The sequence below is a fragment of the Lysinibacillus sp. GW821-FHT14F06 genome (assembly GCF_058803665.1).
The window spans coordinates 1-22,902 of the sequence record NZ_JBXAPF010000018.1 but is presented as its reverse complement, the minus strand read 5'-3'; the positions used below and the strand labels follow the sequence as shown (position 1 = coordinate 22,902).

24 protein-coding genes are annotated in these 22,902 nt (G+C 36.4%); 5 read left to right on the top strand and 19 right to left on the bottom strand.

The features are described from left to right. Positions 1–16: 16 nt before the first annotated feature. The 10 genes from AC1RNS_RS15925 to AC1RNS_RS15880 form a co-directional block, all read right to left on the bottom strand. A complete protein-coding gene (locus tag AC1RNS_RS15925) occupies positions 17–961 on the bottom strand; it encodes a methyl-accepting chemotaxis protein (protein ID WP_492994159.1) in 945 nt (314 codons plus the stop codon). A gap of 134 nt (positions 962–1,095) precedes the next feature. Beyond that, positions 1,096–2,280: an NAD(P)/FAD-dependent oxidoreductase gene (locus AC1RNS_RS15920; RefSeq protein ID WP_427543194.1), complete on the bottom strand. Its 1,185-nt coding sequence runs from the start codon at positions 2,278–2,280 to the stop codon at positions 1,096–1,098. Positions 2,281–2,325: 45 nt separating this feature from the next. After that, positions 2,326–2,754 carry a helical membrane plugin domain-containing protein gene (locus AC1RNS_RS15915; protein ID WP_205446557.1) on the bottom strand — a complete coding sequence of 143 codons (429 nt, stop codon included), beginning with the start codon at positions 2,752–2,754 and terminating at the stop codon, positions 2,326–2,328. 83 nt (positions 2,755–2,837) lie between these two features. Beyond that, a complete protein-coding gene (locus tag AC1RNS_RS15910; protein WP_492994023.1) occupies positions 2,838–2,969 on the bottom strand; it encodes a hypothetical protein in 132 nt (43 codons plus the stop codon). A gap of 106 nt (positions 2,970–3,075) precedes the next feature. Continuing rightward, the gene (locus AC1RNS_RS15905) at positions 3,076–3,744 is read right to left on the bottom strand and encodes a Crp/Fnr family transcriptional regulator (RefSeq protein WP_492994022.1); all 669 of its coding nucleotides are present in this window, start codon (positions 3,742–3,744) and stop codon (positions 3,076–3,078) included. Between the two features lie 211 nt (positions 3,745–3,955). Then, entirely contained in the window at positions 3,956–4,252 is a 297-nt protein-coding gene (locus AC1RNS_RS15900) for a cupin domain-containing protein (RefSeq protein ID WP_492994020.1), read from the bottom strand. Between the two features lie 2 nt (positions 4,253–4,254). After that, positions 4,255–4,437, bottom strand: coding sequence for a hypothetical protein (locus AC1RNS_RS15895; RefSeq protein WP_492994019.1), 183 nt, complete (start codon positions 4,435–4,437; stop codon positions 4,255–4,257). 11 nt (positions 4,438–4,448) lie between these two features. Then, positions 4,449–5,012 (bottom strand): ATP-binding cassette domain-containing protein, encoded by a 564-nt coding sequence (locus AC1RNS_RS15890; protein ID WP_492994018.1) that lies wholly within the window; start codon positions 5,010–5,012, stop codon positions 4,449–4,451. Positions 5,013–5,015: 3 nt separating this feature from the next. Next, a complete protein-coding gene (locus tag AC1RNS_RS15885) occupies positions 5,016–5,798 on the bottom strand; it encodes a class I SAM-dependent methyltransferase (RefSeq protein ID WP_492994016.1) in 783 nt (260 codons plus the stop codon). A 258-nt stretch (positions 5,799–6,056) separates the two neighbouring features. Then, complete coding sequence (locus AC1RNS_RS15880) at positions 6,057–6,683, bottom strand: TetR/AcrR family transcriptional regulator (protein ID WP_492994014.1); 627 nt, start codon at positions 6,681–6,683, stop codon at positions 6,057–6,059. A 121-nt stretch (positions 6,684–6,804) separates the two neighbouring features. Between AC1RNS_RS15880 and AC1RNS_RS15875 the strand changes: the two genes are divergently transcribed. Continuing rightward, positions 6,805–8,991: an MMPL family transporter gene (locus AC1RNS_RS15875; RefSeq protein ID WP_492994013.1), complete on the top strand. Its 2,187-nt coding sequence runs from the start codon at positions 6,805–6,807 to the stop codon at positions 8,989–8,991. Positions 8,992–9,113: 122 nt separating this feature from the next. Here AC1RNS_RS15875 and AC1RNS_RS15870 read toward each other — a convergent pair whose 3' ends face one another. Next, complete coding sequence (locus tag AC1RNS_RS15870) at positions 9,114–10,628, bottom strand: DHA2 family efflux MFS transporter permease subunit (protein ID WP_492994012.1); 1,515 nt, start codon at positions 10,626–10,628, stop codon at positions 9,114–9,116. Positions 10,629–10,783: 155 nt separating this feature from the next. On the opposite strand from AC1RNS_RS15870, the gene AC1RNS_RS15865 reads away from it, so the two are divergent. Then, positions 10,784–11,689, top strand: a complete 906-nt coding sequence (locus AC1RNS_RS15865; protein WP_492994011.1) for a TetR/AcrR family transcriptional regulator — start codon at positions 10,784–10,786, stop codon at positions 11,687–11,689. A gap of 83 nt (positions 11,690–11,772) precedes the next feature. On the opposite strand, the gene AC1RNS_RS15860 is transcribed toward AC1RNS_RS15865, so the two are convergent. The 8 genes from AC1RNS_RS15860 to AC1RNS_RS15825 all read right to left on the bottom strand — a co-directional run bounded on the left by AC1RNS_RS15860 (position 11,773) and on the right by AC1RNS_RS15825 (position 20,275). Beyond that, positions 11,773–12,549, bottom strand: coding sequence for a sulfite exporter TauE/SafE family protein (locus AC1RNS_RS15860; RefSeq protein ID WP_492994009.1), 777 nt, complete (start codon positions 12,547–12,549; stop codon positions 11,773–11,775). A gap of 186 nt (positions 12,550–12,735) precedes the next feature. Further along, positions 12,736–13,368, bottom strand: a complete 633-nt coding sequence (locus AC1RNS_RS15855) for a response regulator transcription factor (protein WP_492994007.1) — start codon at positions 13,366–13,368, stop codon at positions 12,736–12,738. Next, positions 13,365–14,429 carry a PAS domain-containing sensor histidine kinase gene (locus tag AC1RNS_RS15850; protein ID WP_492994005.1) on the bottom strand — a complete coding sequence of 355 codons (1,065 nt, stop codon included), beginning with the start codon at positions 14,427–14,429 and terminating at the stop codon, positions 13,365–13,367. The genes AC1RNS_RS15855 and AC1RNS_RS15850 overlap by 4 nt, the downstream gene beginning before the upstream one ends. 113 nt (positions 14,430–14,542) lie before the next feature. Beyond that, positions 14,543–15,949 carry an MBL fold metallo-hydrolase gene (locus AC1RNS_RS15845; RefSeq protein ID WP_492994003.1) on the bottom strand — a complete coding sequence of 469 codons (1,407 nt, stop codon included), beginning with the start codon at positions 15,947–15,949 and terminating at the stop codon, positions 14,543–14,545. Between the two features lie 5 nt (positions 15,950–15,954). Further along, positions 15,955–16,527, bottom strand: coding sequence for a helical membrane plugin domain-containing protein (locus AC1RNS_RS15840; protein ID WP_492994002.1), 573 nt, complete (start codon positions 16,525–16,527; stop codon positions 15,955–15,957). 25 nt (positions 16,528–16,552) lie between these two features. Next, a complete protein-coding gene (locus AC1RNS_RS15835) occupies positions 16,553–17,746 on the bottom strand; it encodes an NAD(P)/FAD-dependent oxidoreductase (RefSeq protein WP_492994000.1) in 1,194 nt (397 codons plus the stop codon). A gap of 181 nt (positions 17,747–17,927) precedes the next feature. Continuing rightward, positions 17,928–19,577 carry a sensor histidine kinase gene (locus AC1RNS_RS15830; protein ID WP_492993998.1) on the bottom strand — a complete coding sequence of 550 codons (1,650 nt, stop codon included), beginning with the start codon at positions 19,575–19,577 and terminating at the stop codon, positions 17,928–17,930. Further along, entirely contained in the window at positions 19,574–20,275 is a 702-nt protein-coding gene (locus AC1RNS_RS15825) for a response regulator transcription factor (protein WP_492993996.1), read from the bottom strand. The genes AC1RNS_RS15830 and AC1RNS_RS15825 overlap by 4 nt, the downstream gene beginning before the upstream one ends. 103 nt (positions 20,276–20,378) lie before the next feature. Between AC1RNS_RS15825 and AC1RNS_RS15820 the strand changes: the two genes are divergently transcribed. The 3 genes from AC1RNS_RS15820 to AC1RNS_RS15810 all read left to right on the top strand — a co-directional run bounded on the left by AC1RNS_RS15820 (position 20,379) and on the right by AC1RNS_RS15810 (position 22,702). Continuing rightward, positions 20,379–21,542, top strand: coding sequence for a DUF418 domain-containing protein (locus AC1RNS_RS15820; RefSeq protein WP_492993995.1), 1,164 nt, complete (start codon positions 20,379–20,381; stop codon positions 21,540–21,542). A gap of 171 nt (positions 21,543–21,713) precedes the next feature. Further along, positions 21,714–22,268: an SLOG family protein gene (locus AC1RNS_RS15815; RefSeq protein ID WP_492993993.1), complete on the top strand. Its 555-nt coding sequence runs from the start codon at positions 21,714–21,716 to the stop codon at positions 22,266–22,268. Between the two features lie 119 nt (positions 22,269–22,387). Continuing rightward, positions 22,388–22,702: a hypothetical protein gene (locus AC1RNS_RS15810; protein ID WP_492993991.1), complete on the top strand. Its 315-nt coding sequence runs from the start codon at positions 22,388–22,390 to the stop codon at positions 22,700–22,702. Positions 22,703–22,902: the final 200 nt, after the last annotated feature.

Here is a 22,902-nt window from a genome sequence, read left to right as displayed (position 1 = left end):
AATGAAGTACTATTATTTATCTTTCAGTTGGGAAATGCTTTACTTGATCTACTGCCTCTAATAATTTTTTCGTCACGATTTCTGATTCATCAATATGGCTTGTTAGTACGCGATTTGTTTTATCAAATAAGGCTGTAGTCGTATTAAATTTATGAATAACATCTTCGTTCGATAGCTTTTGATCTTTTATTGAGGCTAATAGCTCATTAATTCCCGTTTGAACATTCGTCATAATGTGCAGTAATTGATCAATTTTTACCGAGGTTTTAGCGCTTTTGTCAATACCTTCTGATACTAGCTGCATATTATTTTTATTATCCTCGTAAGCAAGTCCAATTTGTTCTTCAATTTTCTTTGTTAAATTAGCAATATCTTCTGTGCTAGTTTTCGTGTTTTCAGCCAATTTGCGAACTTCCTCAGCAACAACTGAAAAGCCCTTACCATGCTCCCCTGCTCTTGCTGCCTCAATCGATGCATTCAAGGCTAGTAAATTTGTTTGATTTGAAATTTCCCCAATAACATTTACAATTTCCGCTATTTGTTTCGAGCGCTCACTTAAATTACTCATGCTTAAAGATGTTTTTTGAGACTGCTCTCCTAACGTATCAATAAGCTGTTCTACTTCCTGGACAGCCTGCTTGCTTTCAACCGATAATGTCATCATTTGATCCGAGGAAGAAATTAATAAATTACCTTTATCTAGCGCGTCTTCAGAAATTTTATTGGATTGAATTGTGCTATCCTCAACTTTATTAAATTCTCCTACAATATCAGCAACCATTTCTCCTAAAATAACATGCTGATCATTTACCTTGTTATGTTGTTCAATGGTTTCAATGATATCCTTATGTAACTCATTTAAAAAAATTTGAAATTCATGATCTTTCTTATCCAGCTTTCCATTCAGTTCATCAATTTTAGCCTTAAATTGCTCTATATCTACTTTTTTTGATTGAAACATTGTTAACACAGCCCATCACCTCAGAAAATAGATTATTGAATCTTATTTATTTTACTGGATTTAAAGTGATTAATATACATTTTTAGAAAAAAACACTCACTACTATCAGCGTAATAGTAGTGAGTGTTATGTTTTTAATATGCTAAGCCGAATAGTGCTTTAATATGTGTTAAATAGCGAATGTTAGACGCTTCCTTCATAAGTGTTGCTGGAAGACCTTTAAGCTCTGTGTTGCTAGCACCAATCGTAGCAACTGCGTCTTTGCGGCCTAAGCTTGCAAGTGTACCAGAGTTCACAGCTGAGAATGATTTCATCTCTTGGTTTTTATATTGTGCGAATACGTTGTAGCCAGCAAATTCACCCATTTGCCACGCAACTTGAGCAGTTGGAGCGTACAGTGGACGACCACCATCAGCTGGTAATGCTACAGATGCGTCACCAATAACAAATACATCTTCGTGAGATGTAGATTGTAAAAATTCGTTGATTGTTGCTTTACCGCGATCTGCTGCAAGACCAGATTCGCCTACGATTGGTAGTGGAGCTACCCCACCAGTCCAAACAAGCGTGTTTGCAACGATTGGTTCACGGTCTTTAAGAGAAATAACATTACCATCTACACCAGTTACAGGCGTACCCGTAATAAATTCTACTCCGCGTTTTGTTAAGCTTTCAGTAGCACGTTGGATAAGTGCATCTGGAAGTACTGGTAAGATTTTCGGACCAGCTTCAACAAGTTTAATTTTAAGATCAGCAAAGTTAACACCGTGTTTTGCAGCGATTTTCGGGAAATTATCCACGATTTCACCAACAAGTTCGACACCAGTTAAACCGCCACCACCGATAACGATTGTTGCATCTGCTTCATCTTTAGATTGTGCATATGCTTTAATGCGGTCCTCAATATGTCTGTTAATTTTATTGGCATCATTTACTGATTTTAGTACCATTGAGTTTTCTTCTAATCCAGGGATACCGAAGAATCCAGTTTGGCTGCCTAAAGATACTACAAGTGTATCGTAAGTTAATGTATAACCAGTATCTAGGTCTACTTTTTTAGTGTCTACATTGAATTTTGTTACTTTCGCAATTTGTAAATCAATATCTAAACCTTTAAAGATTTTTTTAAGTGGTAAAGCAACAGCACCTTCTGCAATTGTACCACCAGCTAAGCGGTGAAGCTCAGTGATAATTTGGTGTGTTGGGAATTGGTTTACTACAGTAATTTTAGCTTCATCAGCTGATAGATACTTACGTGCTGTTAATGCAGTTAAAACGCCAGCGTAACCAGCACCTAAGATGACGATTTCTTTTGACATGATTAATTAATCCTCCGTCCTTACGAATTGAATTTACCTTGAGTCTTATTTAGCTTTGCGTTCTGAGCTTACTTGTAAGAAAGCATTAACAAAACGGAAAACATTTTGAACTTGAGGGTCTTTTAACATTTTCACAAGACCGAATAAACCAATTACTTCATGGCTTTCAGATGCACGGTCTTTCGCTTCAATTGCAGTTGCTGCAAGGTTTTTTGCAGAGCCTACTACAGGACCAGCCATTTCTGTTACTGCTCCAACTGTATCGTTTTTAAGCACTTCGTCTGTTGCAACAGCTTGAGCAAACTCGTATGATTTCGTTAATAATGTCATCATTTCAGTTAACTTCGGTAATTGCTCAACTAAAGTTGTAAGAGATTCTTGAACTTCAGGCTTTAATAATTGATCTAGGACATCTAATTGTTCTTTACTCACAGTTACTTGCTCAGCCTGTGTTTGGTTATTCGTTTCTGACATGTTGAACTCTCCTTTGCCATCACTAATACTATTTTTTATTACTTACATGTAAAAAAGACCATTAAGGTAAAACTTAACAGTCGTTACAGCGTATATCTTCCACATTCACCAGTCACAAGGGCTGGATAACGATTCGTATGACTTGTTATTACAATGTTAACTTTAATCCGCAAAAAGCGCATCATAATTCCATCCTTATCTTGTCTTGGTGACATTACAACCTTCATTATAAGACTGTTTGTCCATTATTTCAATGAGCTAAATCACAATTTCGACAATCTTTTCAAAATTCATTGTTTTAGTCAACTATTAACTGTCTGACTATAATAAATTTTCCAAAGCAGCAAAATTAAGAATCGTAATTTTTTTGCCAGTCATCATTATGTACCCCTCTTTTTGGAATGCAGATAAACGTCGACTTAATGTTTCACGAGTTGTATTAAGATAAGACGCTAAATCTTTTTTACTCATGGTTAATAAAAAAGAATCACTCTTGGCAGTTGCCCCTGATTTCAGAATAAAAGCAGCAAGTCTTTCGCCAACCTCTTTATAGATTGCTTCACTTAGATGATTCTCTGTTTCCTCTAAACGCGTAGAAAGCTGGGCAAGCATATGAAATAAAGTAACAGGTGTTCCCGCTAATATTTTCATTAGCGCCTCACCATCTAGAGAGCAGATTTCTGTTTTCTCAAGTGCCTCAACCGTGGATTTTTGTGGCTCATCCTTGAACAAGGTCACATCTCCAAAAAAATCACCCTTTTCCAATACCCTTACAACATATTCACGCCCGTCCGTAGATATATGTGAAACCTTTGCTCGACCATGCCTTACGATAAATAGTTTTTTCTTATGATCACCAGCCAATAAGATAATATTCCCTTTATCAAAATGTTGATGTGTTATAATATGTGAAATTTTCTCCATCTCATGTGTTTTTAAATGTTGAAATATCGGTACCTTTGAAAAACAATATTCTTTTTGACAGCTCACATGTATCCCTCCAAATTTGACTTATATCACAGAATGAATCGTTCTTCTACCTATATAATAGTGAGAATAATAATCATTTTCAATATAAATGAGGATATCAATTTTGAACTCACATATTGTATGTCTATGAAAAAATTCATCGTGGCACGGTTACCTAAATAACAGCATCGTCTAAAACATAGAAAAAGCTCCTTACGCGGAGCTTTTTCGTTTATTTTAATTTAATGACGATAATACGAGTATCTGTTATTGCCTCTAAACTATGACTCTCAAGTGGTTTTAAAGCTAATATTGTATCTGCCGTTAACATTTCTTCTACTTCTTCAATGATAAAGCGAACTTCGCCAAATTGAACAATAATTAATACCTCATTATCAGTATGATGCGCTGGAATTTTTTCACCTGCACGTAATTGAATATTTAGTACCTCTGCACCATCAACACTTCCTAGCTTTCCTACATGCTTTGCCTTTTCTTCTAGCACGGTCTGTATATGAATAATTGTCATAGTTATTCCTCCATATTCCATTTCATCATTTTTACTTTTAACGGATTTAATATAAATATATCAATGGCTATGATGGTTAATACACTGATAAATGTCCAAGCAAATACTTTATCTGTATTGATATTAATACGAGCCATTGTTAATGCTGCACCAACCCCATTACTTGTCCCTAATAACTCTGCCATGATTGTAATTCTTACTGCACCTCCCCTGCCTCCTCGTAGTCATGTGTTACATAAAGCATACTTACATGCTCATTGTCGATTAAATCAATAACATCCTGTATAAGCTCTTTTTTTATCCAATAATCTAACGCCGAGAAAGGCTTATCCATCATAATAAGCTTTGGTTTACCAGCAAATGCTCTAGCAATGGAAGCCCGTTGCTTCATACCGCCAGATAATTGCTTTGGAAACGTAGCTAGTTCATTCTCAAGTTTGACACGATTCAGTAGATTGATAATCTGAGCTTTATCTACAACACCATTACAGCTAAAAGCAACATTTTCGTATAATGTGCACCACGGTAATAGCCTCGGCTCCTGAAATACGTAACCTAATCGATCTGCAAAGCATGTGACTTGTCCTGATGTTGGCTGCAATACTTTTGTGGCTAAATGTAAAAAGGTCGTTTTCCCACACCCTGAAGGTCCGATAATCACAGCTACCTCACCTTCTCGTAAGCTCAAATTGCAATTTTTAATGATTTGTTTAGCACCAAAGGATTTTGATACCTGTTGAAATTGGATGATTGTTTCCATACGTTATCCTTGCTTTTTTGCTACAACAGTGATGTGTCCAAAATGCTGACGAGCCATATCGAAATGTTCAATAATTTCAAGGAAATATTTTTCATCCTCTGGTTTTTTTCGAGCATTCTCAATCATATGAGCTAAACCATCCAAGCCTTCATCACGAACAAGTCCTACTAAGGATATTAGATGGAGCTCACCTGTCTGTGCATCAATCTGTTGAAAACCTACATTTTCAAACAATGTCTGCCAATGCTGTTTAGTTAATGGCTGCGCCTTTACGATGATGACATCACGCAATGCCTGTATTTCTTCTAACACATTTTCCTCGTTCACTGCCTTTATAACTAAATCATGTGTTGCTAAAATACCACCTGGCTTTAAAACACGCATATATTCAGACAATGCCTGTTCCTTCATTTCTTGAGGAAGCATTGTGAGCATGGCTTCATTGATAACTACATCAAATGATGCATCCTCAAAGGGTAATTGTGTTGCATTACCTTGTTGAATTTGAACAAGATGCTGAATGTTTTCACGAATGATATTGTCATTTGCCTTTTGAACCGCATCCTTGTTGATATCTATGCCAATTACTTTTGCTTTATATGTTTTAGCTATGTGTATCGCAGTAGTGCCCATATTTGTTGCAACCTCTAGAACTTGACTTCCTTTATGTAATTGGCAAGCCTCGAGTATTCGATTCGTTGCTTCTTTCCCACCTGGGCGTAAAACCGTTTTCCCTAATTTCGCTAAAAATAAATGTGTTGGTAGACGTTGTTCTGATATTGCCATTCCAGTTTCTCCTCTTTACTTTATATTCAACACTATAAATGAGAATTGTTATCAATTAATGTGACCTGCATCACAAAAAAAGAAGTTACCTCAATATTTGAGATAACTCCTTATCCATTATGCCTCGGTATAATTGCGTCCGGAATCGGCTTTGAGCTTAGGCCTGCGTGATGGAGGTCAGCTAGCTGTTATCGCATGGATGCGATGATTTTAGGCTAACATCCTTTATTAATTCCTTTTCGATTCCATGACAGGTGCTTATTCATTATTACGAACAGATTGCCAAAAGAAGGTGGTCACTTCTTTGGCTGTTTCTTGTACTGTGTTAAACAATCGCTTTCCTTCCCCATCTTTGAAATATCCAATGGACATCATCGCCATAAATGTATGCGCAAAAAAGGTAGCATTTCCTTTACGAATTGTACCCCTCTCCATCTCTAGCTGCATTGCTTGCTCAATTGTTTGATAGATTTTATTTTCTGAGACATGTACTTCTTTTAACTGAGATTCCGATAAATTAATTGTCGCCTCTCTCATAAAGTTTTTCATGTCAATATCTACTGTAGCTGATAAGTGAACTTCAACAAGTTGCTCCAGACGTTCTTTAAAGGGGCTTGGCTGCTCTAAAATTTGTAGAATAGCTAGTCTAATTCTATCCATCATTGCCATTAATGCAGATGTATATAGATCGCCTTTTGTTGGGTAGTAATAATAGACGGTTGCCTTTGTCACGTTACAAGCTTTTGCTACATCATCCATCGAAATATTTTTGTAGCCCTCTTTAATAAAAAGCCTTGTGGCCGTTTCAAGGACAATATCTTTTGTCGGTTTTGCATTTTCATTATGGCGAGGTCTTCCGAGAACACGCGGCGATTGTTTCATCATATTCGCCTCCTTATAAAGCATTGTTTTTAAACATAGTATAACATATTAGTATTTCGCAATTGATTAATTAACCTACTAGTATATATAATTAATAATACTTATACCGAATGGAGGTCTTCTTGTGAAAAAACATCCGCTTGAGCAATGGGGCTCAATAGTAGCAAGTAAAAAGGGGCGAGTCCTAACACTTATCTTTTGGGTTTTACTTGTTGTTGTACTATCCTTTGCTTGGCCACAAATCAATAGCATTGAAAGTGAATCAGGTAAAAATTTACCTAGTACAGAAATGTCAGAACAGGCCGCTGCCATCATTGCAGAGCAATTCCCTAATGATGCAGGCACACCCTTATTACTTGTTTGGCATCGAGAAAGTGGGCTAACTACAGACGATTTTGGTATTATCCAAAAGATTTATGGAGAACTAAACGAAAAACCTTTAGCTCATCAAACGCTCGTCCCACCCTACGATCAAATGCCTACGCAGGCCATTGCCGCATCCGCATCTGAAAACAGTACAACCATTGTCACTCCTGTTTTCTTTGAAAAAGGGCTAGCAACTGATATTTTGCAAGAGAGTTTAAATGCATTGACGAAAACAATGGATCAATATAATGTCCAATCAAAGAAGGACTTAGGCAGTGATGCACTTCATGTCCGTTATTCTGGACCGGTTGGCATTGCAACAGACGCCGTCAGCCTTTTCTCAAAAGCTGATACAAAATTATTAATGGCTACTGTACTCCTTGTTTTAGTGTTATTAATTATTATTTATCGTTCACCACTATTAGCTATTATTCCTTTACTCGTTGTGGGCCTTGCTTATGGAATCATCAGTCCAACACTTGGCTTCTTTGCCGATCATGGGTGGATTGCTAAGGATTCACAGGCTGTTTCTATTATGACCGTACTACTCTTTGGTGCAGGTACAGATTATTGTCTATTTTTAATCTCAAAGTACCGCGAAATCTTATTTGAGGTTGAGGATAAAACAACTGCCATGAAGCTTGCAGTAAGGGAGTCTGGTGGAGCAATTTTAATGAGTGCCTTAACAGTTGTGATCGGTCTAGCTACTCTTAGTCTTGCCCATTATGGTGCATTCCAACGCTTTGCAGTTCCATTTAGCTTTGGTGTCCTTATAATGGGAATTGCGGCACTTGTTGTCCTACCAGCAATTCTTGTCTTAATAGGTCGCGTAGCCTTTTTCCCATTCGTACCTAGAACAGAGGACATGGCTCAAAGGAAAGGGAAAAAGCAACACAAGCCTTCCCATAAAACAAGTCATAAAATCGGGCATTTTGTGACACATAGACCATGGATTGTAATTGTTGCAACTTTATTATTACTAGGTGGTTTAACCTTATTCGTGCCACGTATTCAATATACTTTTGATTTATTATCATCCTTCCCTGAGGATATGCCGTCACGTGAAGGCTTTACTTTAATAGAAGAAAACTTCTCGCCTGGTGAATTAGCACCTATACAGCTCGTCATTGACACTAAGGGAACAGATATTAACCTACAACAGCAATTAGCATCTATCTCTTATATTGATAGTGTTACAGATGTTCAAATTGGAGAAAAGAATAATCACATACAATTGTATGAACTAACTTTAAATATAAATCCTTATGCTAAGGAATCATTAGCACATATTCCAGAGCTCAAAGCAGAAGTAGTAAAAATGCTAGAAACTGAAGGCATTAAAGAGGCAGACCATCATATATGGATTGGTGGAGAGACAGCTAGTCAATATGATACACAACAAATTACAGTAAGGGATGAAACGGTCATTATGCCAACGATGATTGCCTTAATCGCTCTATTATTATTTATCTATCTCCGCTCCCTTACAGCGACAGTTTATTTATTAGCTACTGTTATTATTTCTTATTTTGGTGCACTTGGGGCTGGCTGGCTTATTTTACATCATCTTATGGGAGCTGAAGCCATTTCAGGAGCAATCCCACTATATGCCTTTGTCTTTTTAGTAGCACTTGGAGAAGATTATAATATCTTTATGATTTCGGAGATTTGGAAAAAACGTAAGACTACTTATCATTTAACTGCTGTAGAGGAAGGTGTTGTACGAACAGGCAGTGTCATAACATCCGCTGGCCTTATCTTGGCTGGGACATTTGCAGTTCTTGCAACACTTCCAATTCAAGTATTAGTACAATTCGGTGTTGTTACAGCCATTGGAGTACTCCTAGATACATTCATTGTTCGTCCTTTACTTGTCCCAGCAATTACTACCGTTTTGGGTAAATATGCTTTTTGGCCAGGGGCATTATTTAAAAAGGACATTTAATATCATCATGCAAAGCAAGAATCCGTTTTGTAATCGCAGCTAGTGCTACAAAACGGGTTTATTTTTATTGCTACTAAGAGAAAAAACCTGCCAGTAGAGAGTTGCTTCTGGCAGGTTATAAATTATTTAGTTGGTTTTTTTAAATCCATATGTGCAGCTGCACTTTCAATGTTTACGCGTTTTAAGAAGAACGCAAGTACAAAGGCAATTACTGTAACACAAGCTGCTATAAAGAATGAGTGTGTAATCCCATCTAATAAGGCATTTTGCATGATTTGGTCCTGCATTTGTTGCATTTGATCAGGCGTTGGAGCTGCCCCTGATTGCGCTGCATTTGCTTTTGCTTCTGCAATTAAATCCTGGGCTGTAGCTTTTGTACGGTTATTCATAAACGTCACCATTACAGCACTACCAATTGCTCCTGCCACTTGCTGTACAGTATTATTAATGGCTGTACCATGTGGGTTCATCATTTGTGGTAATTGGTTTAGACCATTTGTCATAATCGGCATCATAACCATTGATATACCAAACATACGAATTGAGTACATCGACACGATAAATGTATAGCTTGAATCTAGTTCTAATTTTGTTAACCCGAATGTTGCGACCGTTGTAATGGCTAACCCGATAATGGCTAAGATACGCGGTCCAAATTTATCAAAAAGTTTCCCTGTAATCGGCGACATAATCCCCATTACTAGTGCCCCTGGAAGCATCATTAAACCTGCTTTAAATGGATCAATTCCACGAATCGATTGTACATAAGCAGGAGTTAATATCATACCAGAGAACATAGCCATCGACACGATAATTGAGATAGCTGAACCCAATGCAAACATTGGATATTTATAAATACGTAAATTTAGCAAAGGTTGATCCATACGTAACTGTTTAAAGATGAATATCAGTAAGGCAATAAAACCTACTGAAATCGGTCCATATACCCAAGGACTTGACCAACCTTTATCCCCCGCAGTACTGAAACCATATAGAATACCACCGAACGCAATTGTTGATAATAGTACTGAAAGTAGATCTAAATGAACCTTACGTGTCTCCATCACGTTTTCTAATTTCCAAATACCAAACAACAAACTAATAACAGCGAACGGAATAATCATTTGGAATAGCATACGCCAATCATGGTGCTCAACAATATATCCTGATAATGTAGGACCTATTGCTGGCGCAGATATCATTACTAGACCAAAAATCCCCATTGCTGTACCGCGTTTTTCTTTAGGAAAACTAAATAGCATTACATTCATTAAAAGCGGCGACATACTTGAAGCCCCTGCTGCTTGCACCATACGACCTGCTAGTAATACTTCGAAGTTAGGTGCAAATCCAGCCATAATTGTACCGATAGTAAAGACTGACATCGCTGCAATAAACAAATGTCTATTTTTAAAGCGTGTAACAAAGAATGCTGAAGCTGGCACTAGAATACCACTAACTAGCATATAACCTGTTGCGAGCCATTGTACCTTTGAATACGTTATACCAAAATCTTTCATGATTGTTGGTAGTGCAACATTTAACAATGTGTTGTTTAGAAAAGCAACAAAAGCACCCACAAATAAAATCGAAATCATGCCATATGGGGGCTTTTTCATTGTTTGCTCACTTTCCATATATATCCCTCAATTCTTTCTTGTTTTTCGATAAAACTTATTTTATACTCGCAGTCTACTTTTTTCAAGAATTAAGTCTATAAAAATTTTAAACGTTGATATATAAGCGTTTTAGCTATAGAATAAGAGTATAATATTGATAAAAAGGTGAGGTTATGAATAAAAGAAAAAGACAAATTATTTCTGCTGCAAGGGACTTATTTATTGAAAAAGGATTCGTTGATACATCCATTAATGACATCATCGGTGCAGCTAAAATTTCAAAGGGCACATTTTATAATCATTTTTCTTCTAAAAATGAATGCTTAATTGCCATATTGGATGAGGGGCGTGAGGAAGCAAGTAATCGTCGACACGAACTTCTATACGGGAAAGATCCTACTGATCTGGAAGTCTTAACACAGCAAGTGGCAGTACTTATGTATGTCAATCGTGAGCATAATTTAATTCAAATTTTTGAGTCTATATTCCATTCCCGGGACAATGAACTTAAAAAAATCATTATAAACTATCACTTACAAGAGCTGGAGTGGCTTGCAAATCGGCTTGTTCAAGTATTTGGAGAAGAAATTAGTCCAATCAGCTATGAATGTGCCGTGCAAACACTTGGTATGATTAATCTGACATTGCGAGCTGTTTTAATTGCTGATTATAAATATATAAATCGCGAAGCAATTGTACGTGTAGCATTACGCAATATTAGCGTCATTATACCTGCTATGCTTGAATCAAAAGAAATCATTGTCAGTGTTGAAATGATTAACACCATCCAAAATGTTGTGAATTATAAAGCAGTTAATAAAGACACAGTTATTGAGCAATTAAGAGGCTTTAAAAAGGGTTTATCTAAGAATGAAACAGTAGAAGGCTTAGAGTACGTGGAATTTTTATTAGAGGAACTACAGCATGAAAAACCAAAGCTTTTTATCATAGAATCACTTCTTACACCTTTCCGTAAAGCTTTCGTTGGAACGGGGCACGTAGCAGAAGCACGTGATATTGCCAATAGCCTTTGGCGATATGTAAAAATTGAGCAGCCATCTGAGAGATGCAAAAAATAAAGCAGAGAAAGGGCTATATGGGAAGCTACACATCCAAGCTTCCTATATAGCCTTTATTAATCCATAACATTAATTTTGATTTGTCATAATAAATCAATCCAAATTTTTATGGCTGTCGTTACTATTAGTACAGCTAAAATACCTTGTAGTATTTTTGTATTTATATTTTTGCCTACTTTTGCCCCTAATGGAGCTGCTATTATACTAGAAATAATCATGATGATTGCTGAATAGTACTCTACCTGTCCAGTCATGATTTTACCGATTGTACCTCCAATTGATGAAATCAATGTAATAGCAAGACTTGTGGCAATGGTCATTCGCGTTGGTATATTAAGAACAACAAGCATAATTGGAACAAGTAAAAAACCTCCAGCAGCCCCTACAATTCCTGAGCCTGTTCCAACGATAAAGGCTAGGATGACTGCTAATGGCTTGTTAAAAGTTATTTCATTCATCGGCTTATCATCGTTTTTTTTCTTTGGCATAAACATCATAATCGCCGCAATCAAGGCTAGAATACCATATACAATATTAACGCCGTCTTCGGATAAAAATTTCGATCCATAGCTACCTACAAAACTACCCGTTAATATTGCTCCTCCCATATAAAGAATGAGAACCTTATTTAGATAGCCATCTTTTCGATATGCCCAAACTCCTGCAATGGATGCAAAAAATACCTGAACCGCACTAATTCCTGAAACTTCATGTGCTGAAAATGCAGCTATCCCAAAAAGCGGTGGAATATATAAAAGCATTGGATACTTAATAATTGAACCGCCAATTCCTAGCATTCCAGACACAAAAGAGCCAACGAAACCAATAAGGAAAATAACGATTATAAATTCTATATCCATTGTTTTTACATCTCCTTCATGCTTTATATGTGCTTATAGTATAATCCCTCCATTTTTTTAGACATATAGGGGTTTTCCACTAATCGCCTTTATCATTGTGACAAAAAAGAATTTATAACTAAATTCGCATAGTATTGAAGGTGATTTCCATTCCAGGCTACTCGCTTTCCAGCAACATGCTCATTCTTATAAATAGCTATTCGCCAATCCATACTGAATAAGCTCTGCCTTGCTCTTCAAATGTAGTTTTTGCATAATATTTGACTTATGATTTTCGACTGTTTTACTACTTATAAAAAGTTGCTCAGCAATTTGAACATTAGTAAAACCAAGCACTGTGAGTCTAACGATTTCCTTCTCCCGAACAGTTAATATACATTTTCCCTTTTGTCCCTTATACTTAAATAATTTAGTGATTAGCTCCTGTGGAATACCTACATGATAAAAAATACGCCCATTATAAACGGCATGAATCGCCTCATAAAGTACTCCACCCTGACTATTTTTTAAAATATAGCCATGAGCATCTAAAGAAATTGCCTTTTGAATATAAGCGACTTCATTATGCATTGTTAGCATAATAATTTTTACATTAGCCACTTGCTTTAAAATTTCCTCTGTAGCAGTAAATCCATCTAGCCCATTTGGTATGGAAACATCCATTAACATGACATCCGGCTCTAAAGCGATTGCTTGAGTAATGGCTTCCGCCCCATCACCAGCCTCACCAACAACCTCAACATCTTTATAATTTTCCAATAAAAGAACAATACCCTTACGGATTAAAACATGATCATCTACCACTAGTATACGAATCATTGATAGTCATCCTTCCAGTTAGGCACTGAAATTTTAATTTTTGTCCCTTGGCTATGGGCAGAAATTATATTAAAGCTTCCACCTAACAATGTTATTCGTTCCTCCATATGCTTTAAACCAAGTCCTACTTTTTTTACCTCTTGCAGATTAAAACCTATACCATTATCTTCTATATAAAGAGTTAAATATTCTTCTTTCTTTTCTAATCGAATAATCACCTTTGACGCCTTGGCGTATTTCACAATATTATGCAGTGCCTCTTGTACTACACGATAAATATTGATTTCTACAGATGGATGACAACGCTCTCGAAAATCTGCATCTAACGAGATAGAAATTTCTGAATGGACCTTTTGCACAGAGTCTACAAGTGTACTTAGTGTAGGAGTAATCCCTAATTGATCGAGACTATGTGGACGGAGTTGATAGGAATATGATTTAATATCATTCATCACTTTTTCAAGTTCATTCCGAACCTCTTCAATATAGATATGCAGTTTTTCATGTTCTTTTACATAGGCTTCAACCGCTTGCAGAGCAACTGAAATAGTAAATAATGATTGCCCGACACCATCATGTAATTCCTGTGCTAGTCTTTTATGCTCCTCTTCCTTTGCTTCAATTAATTTTTTAATAATAAACTTAGAAACTCTTGCCTCTTCTTCCCTTAATTGAAGTGTTTGATCTCGTAGAACTAGGAGAAATTCCTGCTCCTTTGTTTTACTGTCTGTATAGATCAATGCCGTACTCATTTCAACGTCTATCTTACTGCCATGATATGTTGGCATCTTTGATAAAAAATAAGGAACTTCATTGCGCTCTATTAAATAACATGTCTGTTCTCCTGGAGATTTTTTTCGTTTTTCACAAAATGAACAATAGGGTACTCGCTCCCCCATTTTCCAACCAGTTAATCGCTTAGCTGAAGGATTCATCATTAAAATTTCTCTATTGTGATTCATAATAATGATTCCATCTTGAATATATTGAAAAATTTGCTTTAAATATTTATTTTTAAGCTGTTCTTCCTCCAAGACAAGCATTCCTCCTAACCTTTTCATGTTGAACTTCTTTACTTTCTTAAAAATCTCAAAAGGGCATGATAACCATATTTTACTTACTTGTTTAGAAAAAAACCGCTATAAAGCATTTGCTTCTAGCGGCTTATATAAATCTATTTATTCATAACATCTTGTACCCAGGCTGTATAACCGCCTGTTAAATTAGTAATATCATGAATTCCATTGGCTTTTAGTACACTACAAGCAATAGCTGAACGAGCACCTGCTTGGCATTGTACTATAATTTTTTTATCTGTTTGTAGCTCATTTAAACGGTTTTTTAGTGTACCCATCATAATATGTTGGGCATTTTCAATATGTCCAGCCATATATTCTGTTTGATTACGAACATCTAGTATATGAACGGTTCCATTCTCTATTAGTGGCTTCGCTTCCAATGGCGTTATATTCTCATAGGTATCCTTGGATGTTGCCTCTTGTATAATTTTGTCTATATTTGCATAGCCCTCAACATTGTCAATACCAATTGAGCGCAATGCTGTTAATATATCATTTAGTTGGTCAGGTGCTATAAGCATATATAATGGCTTTGAATAATCAACTAGCCACCCAGCCCAATTTGTAAAAGAATTATTATAAGGTATATTCAATGTACCTGCGATATGCTCTTTTGAAAAATCAGCTGCTGATCGCGTATCAATGACTTGCTTTCCTTCGGTTATAAGTTGAGAAAGCTCTACATAACTAGATACTACTTGTACTATAGGTAAATTTTTAATAAGCTCAATTCCCACTTTATTGACTTGCTTCATTATAGCGAAATAGTACGGGGGCTCTGGCTGTCCATCAAGCAATGCATTGATAAATTTCTGTTCATCATCAAATTGCAAAGCCCAATTAAATTGCTTTTCGTATCCAACTGTCGATGATGGAACAGCACCTAATGCTTTACCACATGCACTACCCGCACCATGCGCTGGCCAAATCTGCATATAATCAGGTAAGTCCTTAAAGCGTTCTAAAGATTTAAACATTGCCTTTGCTCCTACTAATGAGGTTCCCTTCATTCCAGCAGCCTTTTCTAATAAATCAGGACGTCCAATATCTCCAACGAAGACAAAGTCACCTGTAAAAATCCCCATTGGTTTATCAGCTACACCACCTCGATCAGTGAGTAAAAAGGAGATACTTTCAGGCGTATGTCCTGGTGTATGCATAACTTTAAAAATCAGATTACCAATAACAAACTCGTCTCCATCTTTTAATAGCTGATGTGGAATTCCTTCAAGATTCTTATATTTCCAATCATTATCACCTTCATCAGAAATATACATTATCGCTCCTGTACGATCTGCTAGCTCACGAGAACCTGCAACAAAATCAGCATGTATATGTGTTTCTAAAGATCCTATAATTTTCATTTTCTCTTTCTCTGCTAGCGCAAGATACGGTTCAATATTACGCATTGGGTCAATAATGACCATTTCCCCTTTTGCCTGACAACCTACTACATATGAAGCGTGAGCTAATTTTTCATCATAAAAATAGCGTAATAACATTTGTTCTACTCCCCTTTATTTTTTTCTTTTAAAATATCTAATGTAGCCTGAACATAATTTAGTAGCCTTTGAACAGAAGGATCCTTCATCCATTTAATCATTGAAAAAACAGTAAGGTTTTGAGGTTTTTCCTCTGCCCTTTGCTGCACTATCTTTATAAAGCCCATACCTTTTTTCCCATTCTCAATCAATGGATCTATATATTCCTTAGCATTATTAATGGCATATGTTGTTGTCTGCTTATCTTGAAGAACCGCTGTAATAAAATCCGTTACATCCTCTAACTGCTGTAAAATATGAACTAGCTTTGGCATTTTCTCAATGATCTGTACAATGGCAGAAAGTGTATCAAGGCTTATATTATAGGTAGAAACTAAATCCTCATATCGACTTATCGTTTTTTCATCTTTTAATACGGATTTTCCAAATTCCATTACTTCACCAACAGATTCTATTGTTTCTTGTATTTCTGGTAATTTCTCTAATAATTGTTGTAAAGAGTGTCGAATTTCTGGTTTCTCAAGCACTTCCATTAATTGATGTATTTCCTCGTTCATGCTTGTCGTTGCATTAGCCATTCATATCGCCTCCCCTCATTCGTACTTACATAGTGCCTTTTAGCATGCCATCCCAATACAAAACAGGGAGTAACTCTTTCTTCATAAAATACATACTTGCTCTTTCTACTGCCTGATTAAAAGGCATGGATTCAACAGGTTCCTTACTATAATCAAATTCTGCTAAAATTAACTTGTTATAGCCTGTTACGATTGGACAGGATGAATAGCCACTATACTTTTGTGTCATCGGCTGCTGTCGCATTAAAGCCATTAAATTATCTATTAATACTGGTGCTTGCTTACGGATAGCCGCTCCCGTTTTAGATGTTGGTAGATTTGCGTTATCCCCCAAACCAAACACATTCTGGAATCTTGTATGTTGTAATGTATATGGATTAACATCTACCCAGCCATTTTCATCTGCTAAAGGACTTGTTCTGATAAATTCAGGGGAACACATATATGGTGTGACATGGATCATATCGTATTTAATTTCCTCTAATACACCTGTATCTAAATTTTCAAAAACAGCAACCTTTGCATCAGCCTGCAATTCAATTAAATTTATTCGGAATCGTGCATCTATTTTTTTCCGCTCGATAACTTTTTCAAGTGCCTCACGATATTTCAGTACGTCAAAAATTGCAGGATTTGCAGAACCAAAAATGATGCTAATATTGTCTCGAACATTTCCCCTATTAAAATAATCCTCTGCGAGATGCATAATTTTTTGTGGTGCACCACCACATTTAACCGGGGAATTAGGATGTGTAAAGACCGCAGTACCAGATTTAAAATTACGAATTGTTTCCCATGTATAATTCACATGTTCAAAAGAATAATTACTACATACACTATTGCTACCAAGCGATTCCTTCAATCCTTTTATAGCATTCCAGTCAATCTCGATACCTCCTGCAACCACTAAAAAATCGTATGTATAGGTTGTTCCATTATTCGTAAACACCCGATTTTCTGTTGGTTTAAAGTCAATAACAGCCTCCTTTAACCAAATCGCCCCTTGAGGAATAACCGAAGCCATTTTACGTTCAGAGTCCCACTTGTTGGCAGCACCACCACCGACCAAGGTCCAGAGTGGCTGATAATAGTGATTTTCGGCAGGGTCAATAATAGCAATCTCCCCTTGAAGAGCATGAGATTTCCGGAGAAAACGTGCCGCCACAGAAATGCCAGCCGTTCCTCCTCCAACAATGATTACTTTGAAAGAAGTTTTCATATGGATCCCCCCTGATTATTGCCATTTTTTCGAATACCTTTTGTAACTTTATACTAATTGTTAGAAAATAGACTTCATATAGGGGGAATCCCCTAAAAAATCACACTTTTCACAAAAACTTCAGTTAGAATGACAACAAAGGGTAGTACAAAGTGAATCATCACCTGCACTACCCTATTTTTTATAGCGATTGACATTGAAATGTTAAAACAAAAACTGTGCCATCTGAGTCTGAACGAACGTTGATTGATCCGTTATGCAGATCAATTAATTGTTTTGTAATAGCTAATCCCAATCCTGTACCAGTAATATCATCTGTTGTATTAGTACCTCGATAATAACGTTCAAATAAATTATCTAACTCTTCCTGTGGTATGCCAGGTCCTTGATCAGTGATTGTCATTACTATCGATTCATTAATTTGCTGTGCCTCCACCATTACCTTGGTGTCTTTAGGTGTATATTTTTTAGCATTGGTAATCAAATTATCTAAAATACGTTTTAATAAAAGTTCATCAGCTTCTAGCATAACTTCTCCATAGACATTTACAGATACTTGCTCATCTACGAACTTCGGCAGCCATGAGGCAAGTGGTAACAATACTTTTTCAAGTTGAATAGCTTTATTTTTCAATTGATACGTATAGGTTAAATCTTGAATAAGTGCGTCCATATATGTTGCCTTTTCCTGCATTGTACTTGCAAAAATACGCATTTCCTCCATTGACCAATGATAATCCTCTGAAGCAAGCATAGTGGAGTAACCATAAATTGAGCTGAGAGGTGTTTTTAAATCATGTGATAGTCCCGTAATCCACTCTTCGCGTAACTGCTCTGCTTGTTTAATTTGCCTTTCGTTAAAGGCAAGTCGTTCTGATAAATGGTTGAGAGATTCATCCACAGGTTGAAATAATTTAAATTTCCTTTTTAGCTTCCCTGTCTTCCGATGGTGAATATTCTTGTCACTTACCTCACTATAATCAAACTGAGTAAGTCGATCGATTCGAGATAATACATAAACAAGTGGTCGTACAAATTGACGAGAAATGCTTATAGATAAAAAAATAACACCTATTAACAAAATAATATGTCCACCAAAAAAGATGGAGATAAATAACAGCATTGCTTTATTAAAGGGCTCTTCAAATGGCTTATACGATGGATTGGGCATTCGCACAACCAGTGTTGACCCATTCTCTAAAGCGGCACTTTGTGTTAACTCTGCATGCTCAAAAATATCATATTTTTCTTCCAGTAACTGCGGTCTATGGAGCTTTTTATAACGCTCTCCAATAATTTCTACACGATCCCATTGCTCATTATAGACTTCAATAGCTGCCTTTTTATCCTGAATACGTTGGAGTAGTTCTGTTGGTATCTCACCTTTTTCTTTCCAGCTTTGAAGTGCGTCCTCAAAAAGTGGCTGTACAGGTGATACTGGCAGAAATAATAAATAATAATTAGGAATTTCCCATGTATGCATACCTGGTTTCTTAAGATCCATTATCTCACTATCGGTCATACCACATAGCTCACATAAGTCTCCTGTGTAATCAACAATGTTCATGGATTGATCGAATAAGTATAATTGTCCCGCATTCTCTTTCGCTCTCTTTACTAAATAGTCAGCAATTTTAATGGATGTTCCCTTTTCTACAACAGCATCATCTTTAATTTCATAGGAGCTCATTACATGAATATTGTCACCCACTCGATTATTAATAAAGATCCCGAAGGACACCAAACTAATGATAAAACCCGAGATAATTAGCAAATAAAATACAATGAAATAAGACACAAAGCGAAGTGTTAATTTTCTAGCAGGCTTCATGAAAGAACATCTCCAACAAGTTTATAACCAATACCTCTAACAGTTATAATGCACGTTGGTTTACCTGGATTTTTTTCTATTTTTTCTCGTAGTTTTCGAATATGCACCATCACAGTATTATCATCGAATAAGCAGTCGCCCCATACACGCTCATAAATTTGCTCCTTTGATAATACCTGCCCAGCATTTTCGCATAAATATTTTAATAAATGAAACAATCGGCCACTAATAATTTCCTTTATTCCATCTACGGTTATCTCTGCCGCATCAATATCAAATGTAAATCGACCACATGCAAAAAGATTGTTTTGTGGTACATCCTTCTTTTTCAGATAGCGTCCAAGCTGTACCTTCACCCTCGCTACCAGCTCAAGTGGATTAAATGGCTTCGTAATATAATCATCTGCACCGTTCATAAACCCCCGAAGCTTATCTGCATCACTGCCCTTGGCAGTTAAAAAGAATACAGGTGCATCGCTACGCTCACGAATTAGATTCGCCATATCTATACCACTTCCATCTGGTAGCATTATATCTAATAAGTAAAAATCAAAGCTTTTCATCTCTAAGTTCTTTCTCGCCTCTTGTACGGTGCTACATAATGTGATGTTTAAAAATCCATCTTTTCTTAATATAATTTCAATCATCTCCGCAATAGCACGTTCATCCTCTAACACTAAAATTGACGCATCTTGCATTCTATCACCTACTTTTAAGATTACTTTAAGGCTGTCATTATTTCACCATAAGCTTCACTATGTACACTATGTATAAGATAACCAATTAAGGAGATAAAACGCAATGACAACAAACCGTGTAACCTTCATTGATACAATGCGTGGGTTTAGTTTATTTGGCATCTTAATGGCGAATTTACTGATTTTCCAATTTGGCATGTATGGTAAAGATGAGCTTCAACACCTTTCAGCCATCGATAATGGTGCTTTATATTTCGTTAAAATCTTTATCGAAGGATCATTCATGCCTATTTTTACAATTTTATTTGGCTTCTCTCTTATTAAAATGATTGAATCCATTCGAAAAAGAAAAAATAAAAGTCGCTGGTCCATTTTACGCCGTGCCACTGGGCTTATCGCACTTGGTTGGCTTCATTCAACACTGTTGTGGGAGGGAGATATTCTTCTATCCTATGGCTGTATGACTCTATTTTTACTCCCTTTTATTAACCGTAAGCCAAAAACACTTTTTATTTGGGCTGGAATTCTTTTTGTACTGACAACTGCTTTAACATTCGGTCATATGGATCCAAATAAAAAAGAACAAAAAGAGTTAGCAACTTACATCGAGCAAGCCGATGATGTGTATGCAAATGGAAGCTATTTAGAAATTTTTGATTTTCGAGCAAATGCTTTACCTCCTGGAATGGATGATCCTGCATTTATTTTTATCATGCTTATATTTGCACCTATCTTCTATGCCCCATTGTTCCTACTTGGTATGGGACTTGCTAAAAAGCAAGCATTTGTGAATATGGAGGACGAGAAGAAATGGTATAAGCTAGGTGCATTACTCGTTCCGATAGGGCTCGCTTGTAAAAGCTTTAGTTTTATAGAAAATAATTTTTCGAATCTCTTGATAATGGGAGGCTCACAGCTTTTAGCAATTGGCTATGTTTGCCTAGCAGCACTATTATTTAAATCTCGTCCTGTTCAATTGCTCTCTCCTGCCTTTGAAAGTGTTGGGAAATTATCACTTACCAATTATCTAATGCAAACCATTATTTGTACAACAATCTTTTACGGATATGGGATAGGCTTATATGGCAAACTGGGCGTTTTTGGTGGCATTGTATTCGGAATTGTTGTTTATAGCTTGCAATGTGCGTTTAGCATTGCCTATTTAAAGAAATTTAAACGCGGACCATTCGAAGCTGTACTACGTGTATGGACAAATTGGTCATGGAATGGACAGATTAAAAAGAAAGGACAGATAACACATGAATAGTGACACCAAAGAGGACTTTACAGACACATGGTGGTTTTTAGGCATCTGTGCTGCTGTAGCTACAGTCCTAACACTATTTGCATTTTAAACAACTGTAAAGAACAAAGGAATTCGTTTTCAGTTGCCCCCTACTGTATACTATTACTACTATACAGATTAGGGGGCATTTTATTGTTACAACGACTCATTATCACTGGTTATAAGCCTCATGAACTCGGAATTTTCAATGACAAGCATCCAGGTATAGCCATTATCAAAAAAGCGCTCGAAAACCGTCTACGTATACTAATCGATGAAGGTTTAGAATGGATTATCATAAGTGGACAGCCAGGTGTAGAAACTTGGGGAGCAGAAATTGTCTTGATATTGAAAAAGGAGTTCCCTCATTTAAAATACGCTGTCATTACACCCTTCCTTGATCAGGAGAAAAATTGGCAGGATCAGAAAAAGGAAAAGTATCAAGCCTTAGTAGCTCAAGCAGATTTTGTGACAAGCGTTACAAAAAAGCCATATGAGGCTCCATGGCAATTTATCGAGAAGGATAAATTTATCATTCAAAACACAGATGGTCTGCTACTAGTTTACGACGAAGAAAACGAGGGCTCCCCAAAATATATGAAGCGTCTAGCTGAAAAGTATATGGACACTAACGATTACACACTTTTAACGATTAATGCCTACGATTTACAAGTAATAGCTGAGGAAATACAGCAGCAAGATTGGTAGAAAAATATTGATATAATTTTCTGACAATTATATACTTAATTATAAGGTTAACTCATTAAAAACCATCTTTGAATTTCAACTAGTCATATTGCTAATATCCTAAAAGGAGCTGTTGACATTTGAATAAAAAAATCGAAATGATTCTTGAGCCTTCTCCGGTCAATGTTTCCCATGATACGTATCGCAGAGAATGCAAATATACGCGCGGGATTCATATTGAAGAACAAGAGTTTAAAGCTATTTTGGATACAATGTGCCACGATTCACGCTTATATTTTGATTTCCATAATCCACGTAAGGAAATTATCAAGGGAACATATTTAAATGGTCACTCCGGGTTAGCACGCAATATCTATGATTACTATAAAATCAATTATGCCATTGAGCTTAGTGAACTAATTAACGGCAAGGATTTTTATGTCAAAATAATTTAAATTCTAAATTTAAAAAGAGGCTACTCTCAAATGAGAATAGCTCCTTCATGTTGTTGAAATACTATTAAGTCCATGAAATCAAGGTGACAAATTAAAAAGTATAGCCCTTTTTCAAAACGAGGAGTTGATCTCCGTTCCGACTGAGTGCTTTCCTGGGGGCGTCCGATGAGCCGCTTGGGGCAACAGGAGGTTGGTCACGA